The sequence below is a fragment of the Sphingobacterium sp. HSC-15S19 genome (assembly GCF_050433745.1).
Lineage (GTDB): Bacteria > Bacteroidota > Bacteroidia > Sphingobacteriales > Sphingobacteriaceae > Sphingobacterium > Sphingobacterium siyangense.
Window position 1 is genome coordinate 58,914 of the sequence record NZ_JBNPWQ010000008.1, and the last position, 16,906, is coordinate 75,819.

At 41.7% G+C, this 16,906-nt stretch carries 20 protein-coding genes and 3 tRNA genes; 4 read left to right on the forward strand and 19 right to left on the reverse strand.

The window, feature by feature from the left end; genetic code table 11:
• Positions 1–8: 8 nt before the first annotated feature.
• From L1283_RS08150 to L1283_RS08175, 6 genes are all read right to left on the reverse strand, one after another.
• A complete protein-coding gene (locus tag L1283_RS08150; protein WP_145326921.1) occupies positions 9–374 on the reverse strand; it encodes a hypothetical protein in 366 nt (121 codons plus the stop codon).
• 27 nt (positions 375–401) lie between these two features.
• On the reverse strand, positions 402–1,286 hold the full coding sequence (locus L1283_RS08155) for a serine hydrolase domain-containing protein (protein WP_145326920.1): 885 nt from the start codon (positions 1,284–1,286) through the stop codon (positions 402–404).
• Between the two features lie 304 nt (positions 1,287–1,590).
• A complete protein-coding gene (locus L1283_RS08160; RefSeq protein WP_145326919.1) occupies positions 1,591–2,262 on the reverse strand; it encodes a phosphatidate cytidylyltransferase in 672 nt (223 codons plus the stop codon).
• Positions 2,263–2,272: 10 nt separating this feature from the next.
• Positions 2,273–2,983, reverse strand: coding sequence for a phosphatidate cytidylyltransferase (locus tag L1283_RS08165; protein ID WP_145326918.1), 711 nt, complete (start codon positions 2,981–2,983; stop codon positions 2,273–2,275).
• Positions 2,984–2,985: 2 nt separating this feature from the next.
• Positions 2,986–3,567, reverse strand: a complete 582-nt coding sequence (locus L1283_RS08170; RefSeq protein ID WP_145326917.1) for a CDP-alcohol phosphatidyltransferase family protein — start codon at positions 3,565–3,567, stop codon at positions 2,986–2,988.
• A gap of 1 nt (position 3,568) precedes the next feature.
• Positions 3,569–4,690: a hydroxymethylglutaryl-CoA reductase gene (locus tag L1283_RS08175; RefSeq protein ID WP_145326916.1), complete on the reverse strand. Its 1,122-nt coding sequence runs from the start codon at positions 4,688–4,690 to the stop codon at positions 3,569–3,571.
• 126 nt (positions 4,691–4,816) lie between these two features.
• On the opposite strand from L1283_RS08175, the gene L1283_RS08180 reads away from it, so the two are divergent.
• Together L1283_RS08180 and L1283_RS08185 are read left to right on the forward strand one after the other, a co-directional pair.
• Positions 4,817–5,770 carry a hypothetical protein gene (locus L1283_RS08180; protein ID WP_145326915.1) on the forward strand — a complete coding sequence of 318 codons (954 nt, stop codon included), beginning with the start codon at positions 4,817–4,819 and terminating at the stop codon, positions 5,768–5,770.
• Positions 5,771–5,911: 141 nt separating this feature from the next.
• Positions 5,912–6,508, forward strand: a complete 597-nt coding sequence (locus L1283_RS08185; protein ID WP_145326914.1) for an FMN-dependent NADH-azoreductase — start codon at positions 5,912–5,914, stop codon at positions 6,506–6,508.
• 88 nt (positions 6,509–6,596) lie between these two features.
• Here L1283_RS08185 and L1283_RS08190 read toward each other — a convergent pair whose 3' ends face one another.
• From L1283_RS08190 to pfkA, 13 genes are all read right to left on the reverse strand, one after another.
• Positions 6,597–7,832 (reverse strand): RNA polymerase sigma factor, encoded by a 1,236-nt coding sequence (locus L1283_RS08190; protein ID WP_235032732.1) that lies wholly within the window; start codon positions 7,830–7,832, stop codon positions 6,597–6,599.
• Between the two features lie 5 nt (positions 7,833–7,837).
• The gene (locus L1283_RS08195; protein WP_145326913.1) at positions 7,838–8,176 is read right to left on the reverse strand and encodes a YciI family protein; all 339 of its coding nucleotides are present in this window, start codon (positions 8,174–8,176) and stop codon (positions 7,838–7,840) included.
• 164 nt (positions 8,177–8,340) lie between these two features.
• Positions 8,341–9,249: an SMP-30/gluconolactonase/LRE family protein gene (locus L1283_RS08200; protein WP_145326912.1), complete on the reverse strand. Its 909-nt coding sequence runs from the start codon at positions 9,247–9,249 to the stop codon at positions 8,341–8,343.
• Between the two features lie 13 nt (positions 9,250–9,262).
• The gene (gene arsB, locus L1283_RS08205) at positions 9,263–10,366 is read right to left on the reverse strand and encodes an ACR3 family arsenite efflux transporter (protein ID WP_286851319.1); all 1,104 of its coding nucleotides are present in this window, start codon (positions 10,364–10,366) and stop codon (positions 9,263–9,265) included.
• 22 nt (positions 10,367–10,388) lie between these two features.
• Positions 10,389–10,808 (reverse strand): arsenate reductase ArsC, encoded by a 420-nt coding sequence (locus L1283_RS08210; protein WP_075992911.1) that lies wholly within the window; start codon positions 10,806–10,808, stop codon positions 10,389–10,391.
• 15 nt (positions 10,809–10,823) lie between these two features.
• A complete protein-coding gene (locus L1283_RS08215; protein WP_286851317.1) occupies positions 10,824–11,393 on the reverse strand; it encodes a DUF6428 family protein in 570 nt (189 codons plus the stop codon).
• Positions 11,394–11,431: 38 nt separating this feature from the next.
• The gene (locus tag L1283_RS08220) at positions 11,432–11,761 is read right to left on the reverse strand and encodes an ArsR/SmtB family transcription factor (RefSeq protein ID WP_075992909.1); all 330 of its coding nucleotides are present in this window, start codon (positions 11,759–11,761) and stop codon (positions 11,432–11,434) included.
• A 189-nt stretch (positions 11,762–11,950) separates the two neighbouring features.
• Positions 11,951–12,035: transfer RNA gene (locus tag L1283_RS08225), tRNA-Leu, on the reverse strand.
• Positions 12,036–12,040: 5 nt separating this feature from the next.
• A tRNA-Gly gene (locus tag L1283_RS08230) sits at positions 12,041–12,113 on the reverse strand.
• A 50-nt stretch (positions 12,114–12,163) separates the two neighbouring features.
• Positions 12,164–12,239: transfer RNA gene (locus tag L1283_RS08235), tRNA-Phe, on the reverse strand.
• A 175-nt stretch (positions 12,240–12,414) separates the two neighbouring features.
• Positions 12,415–13,413, reverse strand: coding sequence for a type I glyceraldehyde-3-phosphate dehydrogenase (gap, locus tag L1283_RS08240; protein WP_070561154.1), 999 nt, complete (start codon positions 13,411–13,413; stop codon positions 12,415–12,417).
• 4 nt (positions 13,414–13,417) lie between these two features.
• The gene (locus tag L1283_RS08245; protein WP_075992907.1) at positions 13,418–14,269 is read right to left on the reverse strand and encodes a hypothetical protein; all 852 of its coding nucleotides are present in this window, start codon (positions 14,267–14,269) and stop codon (positions 13,418–13,420) included.
• Between the two features lie 17 nt (positions 14,270–14,286).
• Entirely contained in the window at positions 14,287–15,264 is a 978-nt protein-coding gene (pfkA, locus tag L1283_RS08250) for a 6-phosphofructokinase (RefSeq protein ID WP_075994837.1), read from the reverse strand.
• Between the two features lie 185 nt (positions 15,265–15,449).
• Here pfkA and L1283_RS08255 point away from each other — a divergent pair, with 185 nt between their 5' ends.
• Positions 15,450–16,121, forward strand: coding sequence for an NUDIX hydrolase (locus L1283_RS08255; protein WP_075992906.1), 672 nt, complete (start codon positions 15,450–15,452; stop codon positions 16,119–16,121).
• A 169-nt stretch (positions 16,122–16,290) separates the two neighbouring features.
• Entirely contained in the window at positions 16,291–16,890 is a 600-nt protein-coding gene (locus L1283_RS08260; RefSeq protein WP_286710225.1) for a TetR/AcrR family transcriptional regulator, read from the forward strand.
• Positions 16,891–16,906: the final 16 nt, after the last annotated feature.

The following is a 16,906-nucleotide window of genomic DNA, read 5'->3' on the forward strand; positions in this document are numbered from 1 at the left end:
CGACTAAATTAGATTATTGCTGGAAGATGTACAAAAATATAAAATAATCGGCGAAAAGAAAACCCAAAGCGGACGGATAAAAACACTGCAATGACATTGGCGCCATTGAACTGTGCTGCTTTTCCGATACCGTCTTTGCTGCTGTTGGTCGGGTTGTTGCCACCAGCAATGGTGGTCACTACACCATAGCTATTGACAACCCGGATACTATAATAATGGTTGTTGTAGTCGTTATCACAGACGACAATATACTGGTCTGACCACAGGGCTATACCCATCGGACTGCCAAATAATGCGGCATTGCCCTGGCCATCCTTGGCGGGTTTATGGTTGTTATTATTGGCTCCGGCAAGGAGGTAAAAGCAAAACTGCACAAATTTGTTGCCGGACGGCGACGCTAGCTATTCGGTAAGCCAAGTTCGTCTGATGTTATCCTTCAGTTCCGCTAATCTGTCCTGGCCGCTACTATCGTTTGCAAGGATGATAATAGCGGTATTCTTTTCGGGGTATAGGTAGCATAGTACAGTGAAGCCACAACCGTCGCGCCCCGTGTGCATAAGGTAGGAGATACCATTTTCCTCCTTATCCATCATCCAACCCAATCCCATGTGCATACCGTCGGGCCTTGTAAACGTAGTTTTATGACTTAGTGCAATGGCTGCATGGTTGTTCTTTAGATTAGCGGATGCATACTTGAGCATATCACCGAGTGTTGAAAACATGGAGGGAGCAGCTCTGTAACCATAGTCTGGAATAAAGGGCAAGATTTTGTCACGTTCGTCATGACCGGCGATGAGCCTCCGCTCATCCTTTGCTAAGAGTTGTGGTTTTGTATCCTTCATACCCAGTTGATCTGTTAAATATGATGTTACCAGATCGTTGTAGGGTTTATGATAAACGCGTTCCAATAGGGCAATCAACACCATCATCGCATTTCCATTGTAGTGGAATTTTGTGCCAGGAACCGTATCAAGCACAAATTTGTGCATATCCCGGAACATGCTGTCGGCGGTATAAACACGGTAAAACTCCCGAAATGCTTTGTGGGGCAATTTGGTGATGCTATCGAGATATTTATCATCATAATTTCTCGACATCGAAGGTAGGGCTGAAGTATGGTTTGCCAGATCTACCAGTCGAACAGGATGCCCCTTATACTGCAAATTTGGATAATCCCCAGGCAAATATTTTCGGATATCATCATTCAGATTTACTTTCTTTTCGATGACGGCCTGCGCAAGCATTATGCCGACGAACGTTTTTGCAATGGAACCTAAACCGAAAATGGTATTGCTGTGCTAAATCGCCTGTTATTATTCCGATTGATAGGTCAACGGTAATCGGAGATTGTAGATAGTGTTCTGCCGACCGTTGAACTAAGCTATCCAGCGAAGTTTTCAAAGGGTTGCTGCTTAAAATCGAGTCCTGAGAAGTTTGGCCGAAACAGAATTGTATCGTGAGAATGAAAAAAACAATAACTTTTAAAGGAGTTGATTTCATATAGATCTAACAATGATAGCATAAATATAGCCAAAGAATTCGTATTCAATAACTTTGCAAACGAAATTAAGATTTCTGGACTGTTCGTTATCAGGGAAATAGAATATACAGACTGAGCATGCTACTGACCGGAATGCTTATATTGTCGTAACCGTCTTTGCTACATGCTTCGGCTATGGTCACGACGAGAGCCAGGGTACATATCATGGTGATTTCGCTCATGTGCAGGCTTGGCTCTTGCATATAGTGTCCAATTACAATCACGGTAATCAAAGCGCATACAAAGAACACTGCGGACCCTAGTAGTGTTTTTCGCGCACCGAATAGGCGGTAAGAACCATAAGGCCATTTTTTGCCAGATAATGCTGCCATCGGATCACATATTGCCAAGGTGAGCAAGGGCAAATAATAAAAAATAGACCCTTTGTCCAACAATACCTGTGCGAGAAAGCAAAGATAGACTGCCGCAGGATAGGCCAGGCTACCGACAGATTTTCGGTCGATTGCATGGATAGATTTCAATAAATCGAACTTGATGGACAGCAATAAAATCAAAGTGAACAATCCGCATAGGATGAAAACAGACCAGTGGCTGCTGATCAAAATCGGAAATGACATGCAGATTATCCCCGTACCTACATGGACGAGTTTTCGGGTAAACTCAGCTTTGACCTTAAACTGTTGATACAATAGTTCAGCAAGTCCGAATAGCAGCAAGAAAAGGGTGCCTAATAGGAGCATGTTCTCTAAATCGTTTTTCATGATGTTGTTTTTAAAGATAAATTAGTCCGTACATGGCTCCGCTGAATATAAAGCTGTCAAATCGATCCAGTATTCCGCCATGCCCTGGAATGAGGGTGCCGTAATCTTTAATTTGACAGCTTCGTTTGTACCACGAAGCCAATAGATCGCCCAGCAATGCGGAAAAGCAAATAAAAAGGGCGGTCTTTAAAGTTTGCGTGATGGACAGGTCGATGGATGGAAAGAGGAAAAGGCTGGTGCCAGTGGCAATGACCAAAGCGCCAATTAGACCTTCAACAGTTTTATTGGGACTAACCGAGGGAATAAGTTTTCTTTTGCCGAATAATTGACCGCAGAGCTGGCTGAATCCATCAAAAATCACCACCATAAAATACATAAAACAAACCTTTTCTGTCGATGCCCTATGCCCGAAGTTTATAAACGCCGCTATAAGAGCGAGATAAAGGACCACTACAGGACATAAGAATAGCAGCGGTCGTTCTGAATTTAGGTGGGCCTTGACAATTTCGTAAAAACCGACTATTCCAATGCAAATAGCCAAAAGTCTGACATAGTCCGTATAAATGGAAAAAAAGACAAGGATTAAAATCAGAAAGTAAAAACCCAGTTTTAACCAGCGTTCTCTGGCTTGCGCAACTTGACTATTCTTATTGAGATAGCCTGTGACCAATGCCCCGATGCCAAAAAATAACAACACTATATTCGCCATCAATACATACATAATCAAGCTTTTTTTTGTAATTGGATAAGGAATATACTTTTCAGATTGGATTGCAGCTTCGGGAGAATAATCACGAGGACCAATTCTTCCAGGTAGGCCAAATAACTTACGGTTAGCATCAGGTGGAAATAAAAACTGTTAAATCCGAATACAAAATAGCTAAAGATAAATATGCCCTGGAGATAGCCCGTTAATTTATAGGACCATAAATGGAAGCTGGGAAAGCGTTTAAATCGGATAAGAGCATAGATCTGGGGAACAATCCACAGGGCAATAAGTAGGATAAATTCGATTTTATAGGCCATTACAAATTCTTTTTCCAATGTTATCATCCCGATGAATGCCATGAGGTATGTTCCGATATCTGCGATCGAATCTATTTTGGCGCCAAATTCCGTCTGAAGGTTAAATAGCCTGGCGATTAATCCATCGAGGATATCGCTAATCAGGTTGATGGACAGCAATAGGATAAAGAGATCCCTGTCTGCCGTTAAAAGGGCATAGCTGATAAAGGGTAATGCCAGTATGCGGTAGGCGGAAAGTGCATTGGGCACATTCCATCTGTTTTCTTTTTTAGTTTCCATTTTATAGTGATTTTTTTCTGCCTAATTTTTGATGTGCCTGTGTAAAATGACCTGCCGAAAGGGCCGCGGCAATAGATAATTCTCCTGCGAGTGCAAGGGCTGCAGCTATTTCGGCATATTTTATGGCCTTCCCTTCGCCATAACAGTCCATCATTTCCAGGCACTCTCTTTGGGTCGGAAGTGCTGTTCCACCACCGATAGTGCCGACAATAAGATTGGGTAAAGTCACGGCTGCATAGAGTGATCCGTCTTTATTCTGCTCCATTCGCGTGATACCCGTTGCCGCTTCGGCGACACAGGCGACATCCTGACCTGTTGCCAAAAACAAAGCGGCCAATCCATTGGCATAATGCCCCTGTGCACCTATAGCTCCACTTTGGATAACACCCATGGTGGACGTACGCCAATAGCGATCCATCAGCTCGGCTGAAGTTTTAAGGATTTCGGACACGATGTTGGCCGGTAATGTTATTTCAGCTGTTACCTTTTTACCCCTGACATGATTGAAAGCCGCGGCGGTCGCTTTTTTGTCTCCCGAGCTGTTTCCCTCAATAAACCAGTGACTTGGCTTAATAGGACAAGAGTCAATCATAAACCGGCAGATGGCCTCTGTGCAGATGGTAACCATATTCTGGCCGGCCGCATCGGCAGTGAAATATTCAAAGGATATGGTTAAATGGTTGCCTTCAATCTGTATGCGGGTATCGGTTAACTTAGCAAATCTGCTTGTGCGTTTGACGATTTCCTGAAAGTTTTCTTTCTCTGCGAGGAACCAGGAAACAAAAAGACTTAAATCCTTGATGTTCTCAAATTTGAATACGGGGCTTCTCTGAACCCCTTCTTGCAGACAGATCGATGTAATCCCGCCAGCGAGCAAACAGGCTTTAGATCCGCGGTGATAGGATGCAACCAATGCACCCTCAGTTGTGGCAAGGGGAATATGGTAATTTCCGTTGGCTGAAGTGCCATGAACTTTAAGGGGGCTGATGACCCCTGTAGGGATTTGACTCATGCCGATGAAGTTTTCAATGTTGCCATGGAAGAGCGATGGCGATAGACGGGTGTCTGTCAAGATCGGGAATCGGCTTGCGAATTCCTCTTGTTTATTTAATACGGTTTTCATAGCTGGCTTTTAATAAAATAAATGTGTATTGTCTTCCAAAGTTATTGTGATAATCGCAGTTAAAATTGTGGGAAACAATAATATAAATTTTTATTTTTGTGATTATCGCAAAAAAATAGTTGGCTTATGTATCAGGAAAAGTTGATTCAGGAAATACAGCGAAAAATTGATCCCTCGAAATCTCTTATTGAGGTGATTGCAGACGCGCTTGATATTAGTTATGATGCGGCGCACCGCAGAATTTCAATGAAGAGCAAATTTTCAATAGGAGAGACGGTGCAGCTTGCAAATCGCTTTTCAATTTCTTTGGATAAGCTATTTCAGCAAAGTGATCACATCTTAGTAAAAAAAACAGCGGAAATCCAGTCCTTTAATGATCTTTCAAATTATCTGGAGCATTCGTTTAAATCGTTAACGGAGTTTGAACCCAATCTTCAGACTTACCTGTATTACTCGGCAAAGGATATTCCGATCTTTTATACCATCAATACAGGGCTTTTGTCTATATTCAAAAAATATGTATGGCTCAATTTATTGAGTCCAGACGGTTTGGAGTTGTCTTTCGAATCTTTTTTGTCGAAAACACCCATCGATAGTAGGGGGCAGAAGCTTTACGATTATTATTCGTCCATCCGGGTGAAAGAGATCTGGAATGATACCACAATTAACAGTACACTCCAGCAGATCATCTATTTTTCCCAGGCCGGCTTACTGACCGCCGAAAACGGAAAGATGCTCTGTGAGCAGCTTAAAGAACTGCTGTTTTCACTGGAGAAAAGTTGTGTGCCAAACAATGACCAGTACCAGCTGTACTACCATGAGCTATTGATTTTAAACAATAATGTCCTTGTTGGAAATAACGACAGAAAGTCATTATTCGTTCCGCATACGATGCTGGGCTATTTCATTACCAATGATAAAGACAGCTGTCGACACGCTTTCAATTTCTATCAGCATCAGCTCAAAAATTCCAGGTTGTTAAATACGGCCGGAACACGGGACAAGAAAATGTTTTTTAACAAAGTTTACCAAAAGATTGATCGCTATAAGGCACAGGTAAGTGCGGATAATGGAATGTAAGAAGAGAGCGCGATTGGTACATCGTTAAGGTTGAATTGGGTAATCGGAACGAGAGTGATGTTCGGATTGGGTGTTATTTCGAAGAATGGAGTGTCCCCTTTTGTTTTTCTTGGTCGTTAAGTCGTAAAATAGTTAAAACGAATGAAGACCATTTTACACATTACATCAAGTGCAAGAGCAGACAGCTCCTATAGCACAAATTTGGGCAAAGAAATTATCGATCGTATCAGAAAAAAATACGGCTCAATCTCCGTGATCACATGGGATCTGGTTGATACACCTCCGCCTTTGTATACCCATGAGATGGTTCAGGGATTTTATACTCCAGTAGATACGCCAGATTATTGTTCGATTAAGTCATTGGCCTATGCGAATGATTTAATTGAGCGAATTAATGCGGCAGACATGCTCGTCATCAGTACGCCAATGCATAATTTCGGCATTTCTGCGCACCTTAAAGCATGGATCGATCAACTGGTTCGTTTTGGTGTTACCTATACGTATGATGGCACGGGTAATCGTGTTGGACTTATCGCGGATAAAGATGTCTATTTGGCTATTGCTTCCGGTGGAACGCAAAGTTCATCGCCGGTACAAGACTACATCGCGGATTATTTAACTGCTGTCTTCCGAACATATGTTGGGATAACGAAAATCCAGACTTATCGGATAGAAGGTACGGCCTTCCCTAATTTTTCACCCGATTACAACGCGATATTGGCTGACTTTCCACACTAAGGTCAAAACAAGGGAATAAAGCTGATACCTTAACCGTTGTTTTTAGCCCAGATCCCAAGTCTTTTGCTTTGGGATCTGGTATCGATTATCACCGGATTGCAAGGATTTGTTTTTGGTAAACATCCTGTTCAGTTAATGAAGAAGCTAAATTCAGCGCTTTAGTGTAGTTATCAATTGCTTCGGCTTGGTCAAGATCCCGATAGAGGTAGCCCAGTAATCCAAAATAATGGGACATTTTAATGAGATTAAGCTTTTTTGTTTCCTCGATACCCGCCTCCGCCCCATAGACCTTGGCATAGGCAAATGCCCGGTTGAGGGCCGTCACAGGCGAGTATTCGATCAGAATCAACTGATTATAAAATTTTAAAATGTATTCCCATTTCGATTGGTTATCCACCACGGTGTGCCAATAAGCGATGGCTGCTTCGATATGGTATTTGGAGGTTTCCTGCGTATCGGTCGCCTGTACCATATAGAAATTACCTTGATCGATCATATCGCTATCCCATTGTTGCACATCCTGTTGTTCAAAAAGTACGATTGCCCCATCCTTATCCATTCGGGCATCAAGCCGCGAGCTTTGGTAACACATCAACGCTATTAAAGCGTTGGTCTGTGGCAGGTTGGTTGTTTCATGTGCTGTCAATAGGAGAGCTAATCGTATGGCCTCCATGCATAGTTCTTTTCGAATGATGTGATTTTCATGTTGAGCATAATATCCTTCGTTGAAAAGAAGATATATCGTTTTCAATACTGCGGCTAGGCGAGCGCTTATTTGGCTATCGGATAATTCTTTTAGTTCAAATTTGCTATCCCTTAAGGCTGTTTTTGCTCTAAATATGCGCTTCTTAATGGTTTCTTTATTTGTGAGCAGCGCCTGGGCGACCTCTAGGATACTAAATCCGCATAAGATCTGCAATGCTAAACTAATCTGTCCCGCTATGGGTATTATCGGGTCACAGATGGCAAATAGCATCGCCAATTGGCTGTCGCTAATGGTACGTTGGTCTATGTCGTCTGGCAGCGTCTTTTTATTCAGTTCCTTTAAGATATTGTCTTTGACTTTAAGTTCAAAGACAGCCTTATGTTTAAAGTAATCTTTTACCTTGTTTTTGGCGACAGTGTAGAGCCAGGCCTGTGGGTTTGCTGGGATGCCGGTAATCGGCCAGACTTCCGAAGCTTTTAAAAATGTATCGCTCGCAATATCTTCCGCAAGCTGGATGTCGGACAATCCAAAATGACGGCATAATACAGCCGTCATTTTGGAATATAGGTCGCGAAACAGACCTGGTATCAACTCAGCTGTTGATGTAGGCTTTTCCAACGGAATTAGGATTTTAGGAGCTCACGCACTTCAATACTTCCTCCAATTTTAAATATTGGATTCTGTTTGGCAATTTCTACAGCTTCATCAATGTTTTCGGTCCGCACCACAATAAAGCCACTGACGTATTCCTTTAATTCGGTAAAGGGGCCGTCGGTAACTACTTGATCAGCGGATATATGTCGTCCACTGTCGATCGTCGGTAAAAGTGTTTTTCCCTTATCCACCAATTTTTCCTGAGCAGCGATACTGGCCAGCCAGTTCATACGCTCCTGCATTTGTGCTGGAGAAGGCTTGAAATCAGCGCTGGCCTTTAGTCTGAAGATTAGCATAAATTCTTTCATCGTTTTTAAATTTTAGTATTTACCATCAAACGATCGAGCATTACAAAAGGGGACATCTGTGCTGATAATTGAAAAAAATAACATTGGAAACAGTCCATTTTAAAATGCTGCGGTGTATGGCAAGTTACGAAATATCAGGTGATTGTTTTTTTCTTTCTTTGGTATTAATCCACTCCCTGGGTATGCATGGGGATCCTATAGATGGCTGTTGAAGCGGTGATAAATAAAACCGTACGATCTTTACCTCCAAAACAGACATTGGATGTCCATGGTTCATTTACTTCAATATGGCCGATCAGCAGGCCTTTCGGACTATAAATAAAAACGCCTTTGCCTGTCAGATAAATATTTCCGTGATGGTCCAATGTCATCCCGTCAGATCCCTGATCGATAAGCGCTGTCTGTCCGCTGAGCTTGCCGTCAGATTCAATGGTGTACCTGTACGTTTTATTCCGTTCGATATCTGCGACATAGAGGTATCTTCCATCGGGCGAGCCGACAATGCCGTTCGGTTTGCTTACATCATCAGCTACTACGATGGGTTTTTTCGCTTTTCCTGGCGGAAGGTAGTAGACTTTTTGCCCCGCTATTTCTGGCTTTTTCCGGGTCCAATAATCGCGCAGATAAAAGGGGTCTGTAAAGTAGATGCCACCTTTCTTGTCTGCCCAAAGGTCATTTGGACCATTCAGTTTCCTTCCGTCGATAGCTGTCAGCAGGACGGTAACCTGACCATCTTTGCTGATTGACCAGATTTCGTTCTTTTCGTCGGCACAGGCAAGGAGCTGACCCTGATGGTTAAAGTACAATCCATTTGCGCGGCCTGCAGAATCTTTAAAAAGCGAAAGTTGCCCTTTGGTGCTATATTTCCAGATTTTGTTATTGGGCTGGTCGGTAAAATAGATGTCCCCGGCCTTGTCCACTGCCGGCCCTTCGGTAAAGGCAAACTGTCGGGCTATTAATTTTAGGCTGTCCTGATGAAACAACTGTGCGCTGAGATCTAAGCCATTTAAGGAGAAGAGTACGGACAGCAAGAGTGTAGGCCAGTGCCTGCGAGAATGAGCTGAATGGAACATATCAACTAATTTATCAATTTTCCGGGAATAAATAATTTTCTTGGGCTACCACCTGGCCTTTGTAATATTTCTTTCTTAACCAGAAAGCTACATTGACTAAGGCAATCAATGCGGGTACTTCCACGAGCGGACCGATGACGCCGGCAAATGCCTGGCCACTGTTGATGCCGAAGACGCCAATAGCAACTGCAATAGCTAACTCAAAATTATTACCAGAAGCTGTAAAGGAAATGGCTGCATTTTTGGAATAATCTGCGCCCATTCGTTTACCGATAAAAAAGCTCACCAGGAACATAATGGCAAAATAGATCACCAAAGGACCCGCAATTCTGACAACGTCCATAGGAATCTGAACGATCAGTTCACCTTTCAGGCTGAACATGACTACAATTGTAAATAATAATGCGATTAAGGTGATGGGAGAGATCAGCGGCACAAATTTGCTTTGGAACCATTCTTCTCCATTTAACTTAATCAGGCCATAACGGCTGATTATGCCCATTGCAAAGGGAATACCCAAATAAATTCCGACACTTTCCGCAATCTGACCGATCGAAATATTGACATCAAGACCTTTCATCCCAAATACTTGAGGCAGAACGGTGATAAAGATATAAGCATAGACACTGTACAATAAAACCTGAAAAATGCTATTGAGGGCGATGAGTCCTGCAGCATACTCGCGGTTTCCTTCCGCTAGCTCATTCCATACAACGACCATTGCAATGCAGCGGGCTAGCCCGATAAGAATAAGGCCGATCATATATTCGGGATAGCCCCGAAGAAATACAATCGCCAGGATAAACATTAAAATAGGCCCTATGATCCAGTTCAGGAGTAGGGAAGTCCCCAGTATCTTTGTGTCCTTAAATACGTTGCCCATATGTTCATATTTCACCTTGGCAAGTGGTGGATACATCATCAGGATCAGGCCAATGGCAAGTGGAATATTGGTGGTGCCGCTCGAGAAAGAATTGATAAAATCAGATGAAGACGGGAAAAGGAATCCAATAGATACTCCGATTGCCATCGCCAGGAAAATCCATAAGGTAAGGTATCGGTCGAGGAAACTCAGTTTTTTCCTTTCATGTGCTGGGGCGCAGTTGTTGGCTGACATATTTTTTTGTTAGTGGGTATGTTTATTTATCGAGATTTTCCGCTACAAATTCAGCACTGTATGTTTTGATAAGATCACGTACCCTTCTGAATTCATTCATAACTTCTTCCTCCGTCCCGGTAGCTTTTGCCGGGTCTGGGAAATTGTAATGTAGTTTTTTAGCCCTTGAAGGAAAATATGGACAACTCTCTTTGGCATTATCACAGACCGTAATTACATAGTCAAAGTCTATTGCCGCATACTCATTGACATGATTAGAGGTGTGGGATGAGATATCAATGCCGGCTTCAGCCATAACCTGAATGGCTTTAGGGTTAACGCCATGCGTTTCTATACCGGCGCTATAAACCTCGGCTCGGCTACCTGCGAAATGTCTTAAAAATCCTTCTGCAATTTGGCTGCGGCAACTGTTGCCGGTGCAGAGTACCAATATTTTTTCCATTTTTTAATGTTTTGATTAGCAGCAGCCGCCACCAGGTTTACAAACGGGGCCATCAGCAGCCAGATTAACCATTTCCAGCTTTACAGGTTCGGCTTTAGCAACGGGTGCGCAGCATTCTTCTCCAGCTGACGTGTTGCCACAGCTTCCTCCACGGTTAATGGCTTTGCACTGGGTATAATCTGGAGTAAGGTTAACGATTAAATCTTGTCCGGACACGGTAAAATTACCCGGATACATTTGGCGTGTATCGAACTGCGAGTTGCCAAATTCAATTTTTACAATAGCATTGGGATTAAGCGGCAATTTCTTTTCAACGATATCCACGATAGACATCGCTTTACTTGCTTGCATTGCACGGCCTTCTTCTGTTTCCCTTGGTTCCCATAGTTGGACAATGATTTCAGTCCAGGAGTTAATTACGCCACCACAATCGACGGATACGATAGGAGCCTGTTTGATTTCTGTAATATGGTAGGAGGGATCTACCCATTTACCTTCTGCATATTCAAATTGTAAAATTTGATTCGGGTTTTGCTGGAGCTGCGTTTTAAACGTTTCCCAGTTGATAAATGCGGAGTTGTTCATGTTATATTGCAATTTAACGATTAATTGATGTAAATTTTTTAGCAACAGTTTGTGTTCTCTTTATAAGAGTCAAAGAAAGCTGCCAGGTTTGTTTTCAATAATTTCCAGGCTTTAGGTTCAATGCAATAGCATACCCGTACACCTTCAATGGTGCCCTGGATAATACCCGCATTCTTCAATTCTTTAAGGTGCTGGGAAATTGTTGGCTGTGCCAATCCTAGTTCCTCAACCAGATCACCACAGATACACGAATTTGCACGGATGATAGATTGAAGGATCGCAATACGAGCAGGATGGCCCAACGCTTTGAGCATTGTAGCGAGCTGATTCTGCTCTTCTGTGAATATTTCTGTCTTAGTAAGTCCCATAATGTTATTGCAATATTACGATTAATTTTTTTGAAATCCCAAATTGGCAACATAAAAATTATGCTACGATGATATTAATCGTAGTATTGCGCTCAAATCGAACTCGAAATGGCCTAATATTAAATTTGGAGCAAAGGGTTATATTGGTATAAAAAAAAAGAGACAACCGATATTCGGCGTCTCTTTTTGTACCTAGGGCGGGAATCGAACCCGCACTCCCTTAACGGGAACAGGATTTTAAGTCCTGCGTGTCTACCAGTTCCACCACCTAGGCAGGTGAGCGAAAAACGAGATTCGAACTCGCGACCCCAACCTTGGCAAGGTTGTGCTCTACCAGCTGAGCTATTTTCGCATTGGAATTATTATTCTTTCAATCTGTCAGAACCTTGCGTTCTTCCTTTTTGGTGGTGCCAGCTGGATTCGAACCAGCGACACAAGGATTTTCAGTCCTTTGCTCTACCAACTGAGCTATGGCACCTTTTCAATTCAGCTGTCTGCCTTATTGATGATGCAAATATAGACGGATTATTTGAATTACGAAAGCTAAAAGCGCTTTTTTTTGCGTTTAAGCGCCAACCTGCTGATTTTTAAGGAAAAAAAATAAGGGGCTATTCGTGTAGAATAGCCCCTTTATAGGATATTGGTCGAGTTGATTAAGACAATTTACCAACTTCTAATACCAAGTCAACGATTTTGTTTGAATATCCCCATTCGTTGTCATACCAAGATACAACTTTAACGAAGTTATCATTCAATGAAATTCCTGCTTTTGCATCGAAGATTGATGTACGTGCATCACCTAAGAAATCTGAAGAAACAACTTCGTCTTCAGTATAACCTAAGATACCTTTCAATTCACCTTCAGAAGCTTCTTTCATTGCAGTTTTGATTTCTTCATATGAAGCACCTTTGTTCAAACGTACTGTTAAGTCAACAACTGAAACGTCTGCTGTAGGAACGCGCAATGACATACCTGTCAATTTACCTTTCAATTCTGGAAGAACCAAACCTACTGCTTTAGCAGCACCTGTAGATGAAGGGATGATGTTTTGGTATGCACCACGACCACCTCTCCAGTCTTTTACTGAAGGACCGTCTACAGTTTTTTGTGTTGCGGTAACCGCATGTACTGTTGTCATCAAACCTTCAACGATACCAAATTTATCGTTTAATACTTTAGCGATAGGTGCTAAACAGTTTGTTGTACATGAAGCGTTTGAAACGATGTGTTGATCAGCTTTCAATTCTTTGTGGTTTACACCCATTACGAAAGTAGGGGTGTCGTCTTTCGCTGGAGCAGACATCACTACTTTTTTAGCACCTGCATCGATGTGTTTTTGAGCCAACTCTTGAGTCAAGAAGAAACCTGTAGATTCGATGATTACTTCAGCACCTACTTCATTCCATTTCAAGTTTGCCGGATCTTTCTCAGCTGTAACACGGATAGTTTTTCCGTTAACAACCAAATTACCGTCTTTTACTTCTACAGAACCGTCAAATTTGCCATGTGTTGAATCATATTTCAACATATAAGCCATATAATCTGGTTCAACTAAGTCATTGATACCAACAATTTCAATTTCTGGACGATTGATAGCCGCTCTAAATGCTAAACGACCAATACGGCCAAATCCGTTAATTCCAATTTTCATATTCTTAATTTTTATTGATATAATATTTAATTAAATTATGTATCGGTTCTTTTACAACAGTACCAATACTGATATTAAATTCGTCTGTGGCAACTTCCCGAAGCAAGTGCTCATAATTAAACGCTACTGAACCCGTAAAGTTTACGTCACTGTCCGGATATTCTTTCATTAAGGGCTTGATGTAGGTTTTTATAAACGTACGAAGCCCATTTTTAACCAATTGACTAATGAATAGATGATCCTTATTTTCGAGGACAAAGTCTGTAAATGAATTCAGAAAATTTGTCGGTTGTGGGGAAATATACACCCTTTCCAAAATGGTTTTCTTATCGATGTTAAATTCTCTTTCCAGTTTGTCCCGCAGATCAACAGGTAAGGTATCCGTCATGTAATGTTTGAGCAGCTGCTGGCTATTCCAGTTTGTCGCCCCCTCATCGGCCAGAATATAACCTAGACCATAGTTATTGTCAATGATTTTTTTCCCTGTATAATAAGCTGCATTTGATCCACTCCCAATGATGCCAATAATTCCTCTTTCGTCGCCGAAAGTGGAAATTGCCGAAGCAATGACATCATGATCAACCCGTACGCGCGCATTGACGAAAAAACGTTCGAGGACGTTTTTTATTTTATCTTTACGTTCCTTCGACGAAGATCCCGCTCCGAAAAAATAGATCCGTCTGATTTTTTCGGCGTTGTTGATCAGGTTGGTGTTTTTATGCAAATGCTGTAGTATGGAGCGCTCATCTTGAAGATAAGGATTGATCCCGTTCATGCGGAACCCCGTAGTGATCCGCCCCTTGTCGGCCAATCTCCAGTCTGAAAATCGAGATCCACTATATACTACTGCTATCATGTCTGTTCAAATTACGATTATAAAATCTCAGCCATTTCCAATAAATCAGGGCTAAGTTTAATTTCCTTATTGCTGATTGCTTCTTCAATTGGAGTTGTCTTGATTTCATTACCACGAAGCCCAACAGTAACTCGTGTGTTTCCGGCCAATAATTCATTGACAGCAGCAAAGCCCAATCTACTCGCAAGCACGCGGTCGAAACTCGTTGGAGAACCACCCCGTTGCAAATGCCCTAATATACTAACTTTCGTGTCGTAATGATCAAACTTTTCTTTTACTTTTTTTGCGACATAATAAGCACCACCATTTTGGTCGCCTTCTGCAACAATAACAATAGACGACGATTTCTTCTTAATGGCACCGTCTTCCAAATGACGGATGAGGTCGTCAATAGCCGTTTCTTTCTCTGGAAGTAAGATTGCTTCGGCTCCGCCAGCAATACCTGCATTCAAAGCAATACAACCTGAATCCCGGCCCATTACCTCAACAAAGAAAAGACGTTCATGTGACGCCGCAGTATCTCTGATTTTATCAATAGCTTCAATGACTGTATTGTTGGCCGTATCATAACCGATGGTATAATCAGAACCGTAAAGGTCGTTATCTATTGTACCGGGTATACCTATAATAGGTATCTCAAATTCTTTGGAGAAAAAATTAGCCCCTGTAAAGGTACCGTCACCACCAATAACCACCAATGCATCCACACCGGCAGCGATCAGATTGTCATAGCCTTTTCGACGGCCTTCCGGCGTCTTGAACTCCATGCAACGCGCTGTTTTTAATATCGTACCACCACGTTGTATAATATTGCTGACCGAACGCGTATCCATTTCTATGAAATTTGCATCGATCAGACCTTGGTATCCTTGATAAATACCCGTTACTTGCAATCCCTTATGTAATGCTGTTCGAACAACAGCACGAATACAGGCATTCATGCCAGGAGCATCACCTCCCGACGTCAATACACCTATTTTTTTAATTTCTTTTATCACACGCTATATTTTAGGTTTTACGAATATAAGATTTTTATAGTGTATATTCTACACTTTGAATAAATTTTTCAATATTTTTTTGCGCATCACGTTTAGGAAGCGTATAATTGTTACAGATAACCCGATGATTAGTAACCGCTAAATTTAGCTCAGTATATTGCACATAAATAAATTTAGAAGTTTTGTATAGTAATTTTACCGTTGACTGTGTCATATTAGGCTTTCACGAAGGAGAATTAAAAGTTCTTTTGGCCGAAAGAAATGAATATCCTTTTAAGGATTGGTGGGCATTGCCAGGTTTTTTCGTGGATAATGACGAAGAGATGGAAGATGCCGTAAAACGAATTTTGTATGAGAATACAGGTTTGAAAGATGTATTTATGGATCAACTGCATTCCTTTGCCGGATTAAAACGACATCCAAAAGGGCGCATTCTGACGGTGGCCTATTACGCCCTCGTACAGCTGGACAATACCAAATTGAAAACCAAACCTGTTACAAATTATATGAAACAGGCGAAATGGTTCCCTGTTCGGAACGTACCAGAACTGGCATTTGACCATAAGCAGATTTTGGACCTCTGTCTGGAGCGATTGCAGCGGCGCCTTGCTTATAAGCCCATTGCTTTTGAGCTGCTGCCCGAAAAATTTACCCTCACTCAGTTACAGCTGGTGTATGAGGGAATCTTGAATAAACCACTCGATAAACGCAATTTTAGAAAGAAAATGCAAAATTACGGCTTTCTAAAAGAGCTCGACGAAGTGCAGACTGGAGTTGCCTATCGTGCAGCACGGCTCTATAAACTGGATAAACGAAAATTCTTAAAACATTTTCAGAACACGGTCGCATTCTAACAGATCTGTTCGTATAATAAAAGGCAAACTCTCGAGTTTGCCTTTTTTGTTGTCAGGTTAATATCAAAATTATTACAATTTCAAAATTTATTTTGCCCAACATGTTACTTTTTATATTTTTGAACAATTTTTGATAAAAGTCAGAAAGTAGAAAGGAGTTTTTTGAAGAATGGAAGATAGAAAAGATCAAATCATTCATGCGGCGATAAGACGCTTTATGCATTATGGTTTTAGTAAGACTACGATGAATGAAATTGCGGAGGATATAAAAATTACCAAAGCGAATTTGTACTACTATTATTCGGAAAAGAATGCACTTATACGGGATGTGATTGTGCGTTTGACGGATGAATATAGGGAAGAGGAGGAGAAGATGGTGGCTGTGCACGTGGGCACTACTTACGAGCTGATTATGAAAATACTGGAACTGCGCGATGCATTTGTCCGGAAATACTATATGTTGCACATGAACGAAAATCTGGAATGGATCAAGGGACTTTCCATGCAGGATTTTTTTCAATGTCTGCACGACCGCGATGTGAAAGCCTTGTTTGAGATCCTTGAGGTCGGTGCCGGAAAAGGTGAAATCGATGGAGAGCATTTATACGAAACGGCCGAAATCTATGTGGAATTGATGAAGAGCTTATCCTTGATGTGCAATATTTCCGATATCATTTCGGGGATTCCAAATCAGGATCGTTTTGATGAAGTGTTGCAGAAACAAAAGCTGGCTACCAAGCTGTTTTTTAATGGTATAAATAAAAAGTAGATATAAAATTAGGACA

What these genes read in the sequence shown, in the direction of transcription:
- L1283_RS08160 (WP_145326919.1), bottom strand. Translation starts at nt 2,262, where the DNA reads ATGAAAAACGATTTAGAGAACATGCTCCTATTAGGCACCCTTTTCTTG.
- L1283_RS08165 (WP_145326918.1), bottom strand. Translation starts at nt 2,983, where the DNA reads ATGTATGTATTGATGGCGAATATAGTGTTGTTATTTTTTGGCATCGGG.
- L1283_RS08170 (WP_145326917.1), bottom strand. Translation starts at nt 3,567, where the DNA reads ATGGAAACTAAAAAAGAAAACAGATGGAATGTGCCCAATGCACTTTCC.
- L1283_RS08175 (WP_145326916.1), bottom strand. Translation starts at nt 4,690, where the DNA reads ATGAAAACCGTATTAAATAAACAAGAGGAATTCGCAAGCCGATTCCCG.
- L1283_RS08180 (WP_145326915.1), top strand. Translation starts at nt 4,817, where the DNA reads ATGTATCAGGAAAAGTTGATTCAGGAAATACAGCGAAAAATTGATCCC.
- L1283_RS08185 (WP_145326914.1), top strand. Translation starts at nt 5,912, where the DNA reads ATGAAGACCATTTTACACATTACATCAAGTGCAAGAGCAGACAGCTCC.
- L1283_RS08195 (WP_145326913.1), bottom strand. Translation starts at nt 8,176, where the DNA reads ATGAAAGAATTTATGCTAATCTTCAGACTAAAGGCCAGCGCTGATTTC.
- L1283_RS08200 (WP_145326912.1), bottom strand. Translation starts at nt 9,249, where the DNA reads ATGTTCCATTCAGCTCATTCTCGCAGGCACTGGCCTACACTCTTGCTG.
- arsB (WP_286851319.1), bottom strand. Translation starts at nt 10,366, where the DNA reads ATGTCAGCCAACAACTGCGCCCCAGCACATGAAAGGAAAAAACTGAGT.
- L1283_RS08210 (WP_075992911.1), bottom strand. Translation starts at nt 10,808, where the DNA reads ATGGAAAAAATATTGGTACTCTGCACCGGCAACAGTTGCCGCAGCCAA.
- L1283_RS08215 (WP_286851317.1), bottom strand. Translation starts at nt 11,393, where the DNA reads ATGAACAACTCCGCATTTATCAACTGGGAAACGTTTAAAACGCAGCTC.
- L1283_RS08220 (WP_075992909.1), bottom strand. Translation starts at nt 11,761, where the DNA reads ATGGGACTTACTAAGACAGAAATATTCACAGAAGAGCAGAATCAGCTC.
- gap (WP_070561154.1), bottom strand. Translation starts at nt 13,413, where the DNA reads ATGAAAATTGGAATTAACGGATTTGGCCGTATTGGTCGTTTAGCATTT.
- L1283_RS08245 (WP_075992907.1), bottom strand. Translation starts at nt 14,269, where the DNA reads ATGATAGCAGTAGTATATAGTGGATCTCGATTTTCAGACTGGAGATTG.
- L1283_RS08260 (WP_286710225.1), top strand. Translation starts at nt 16,291, where the DNA reads ATGGAAGATAGAAAAGATCAAATCATTCATGCGGCGATAAGACGCTTT.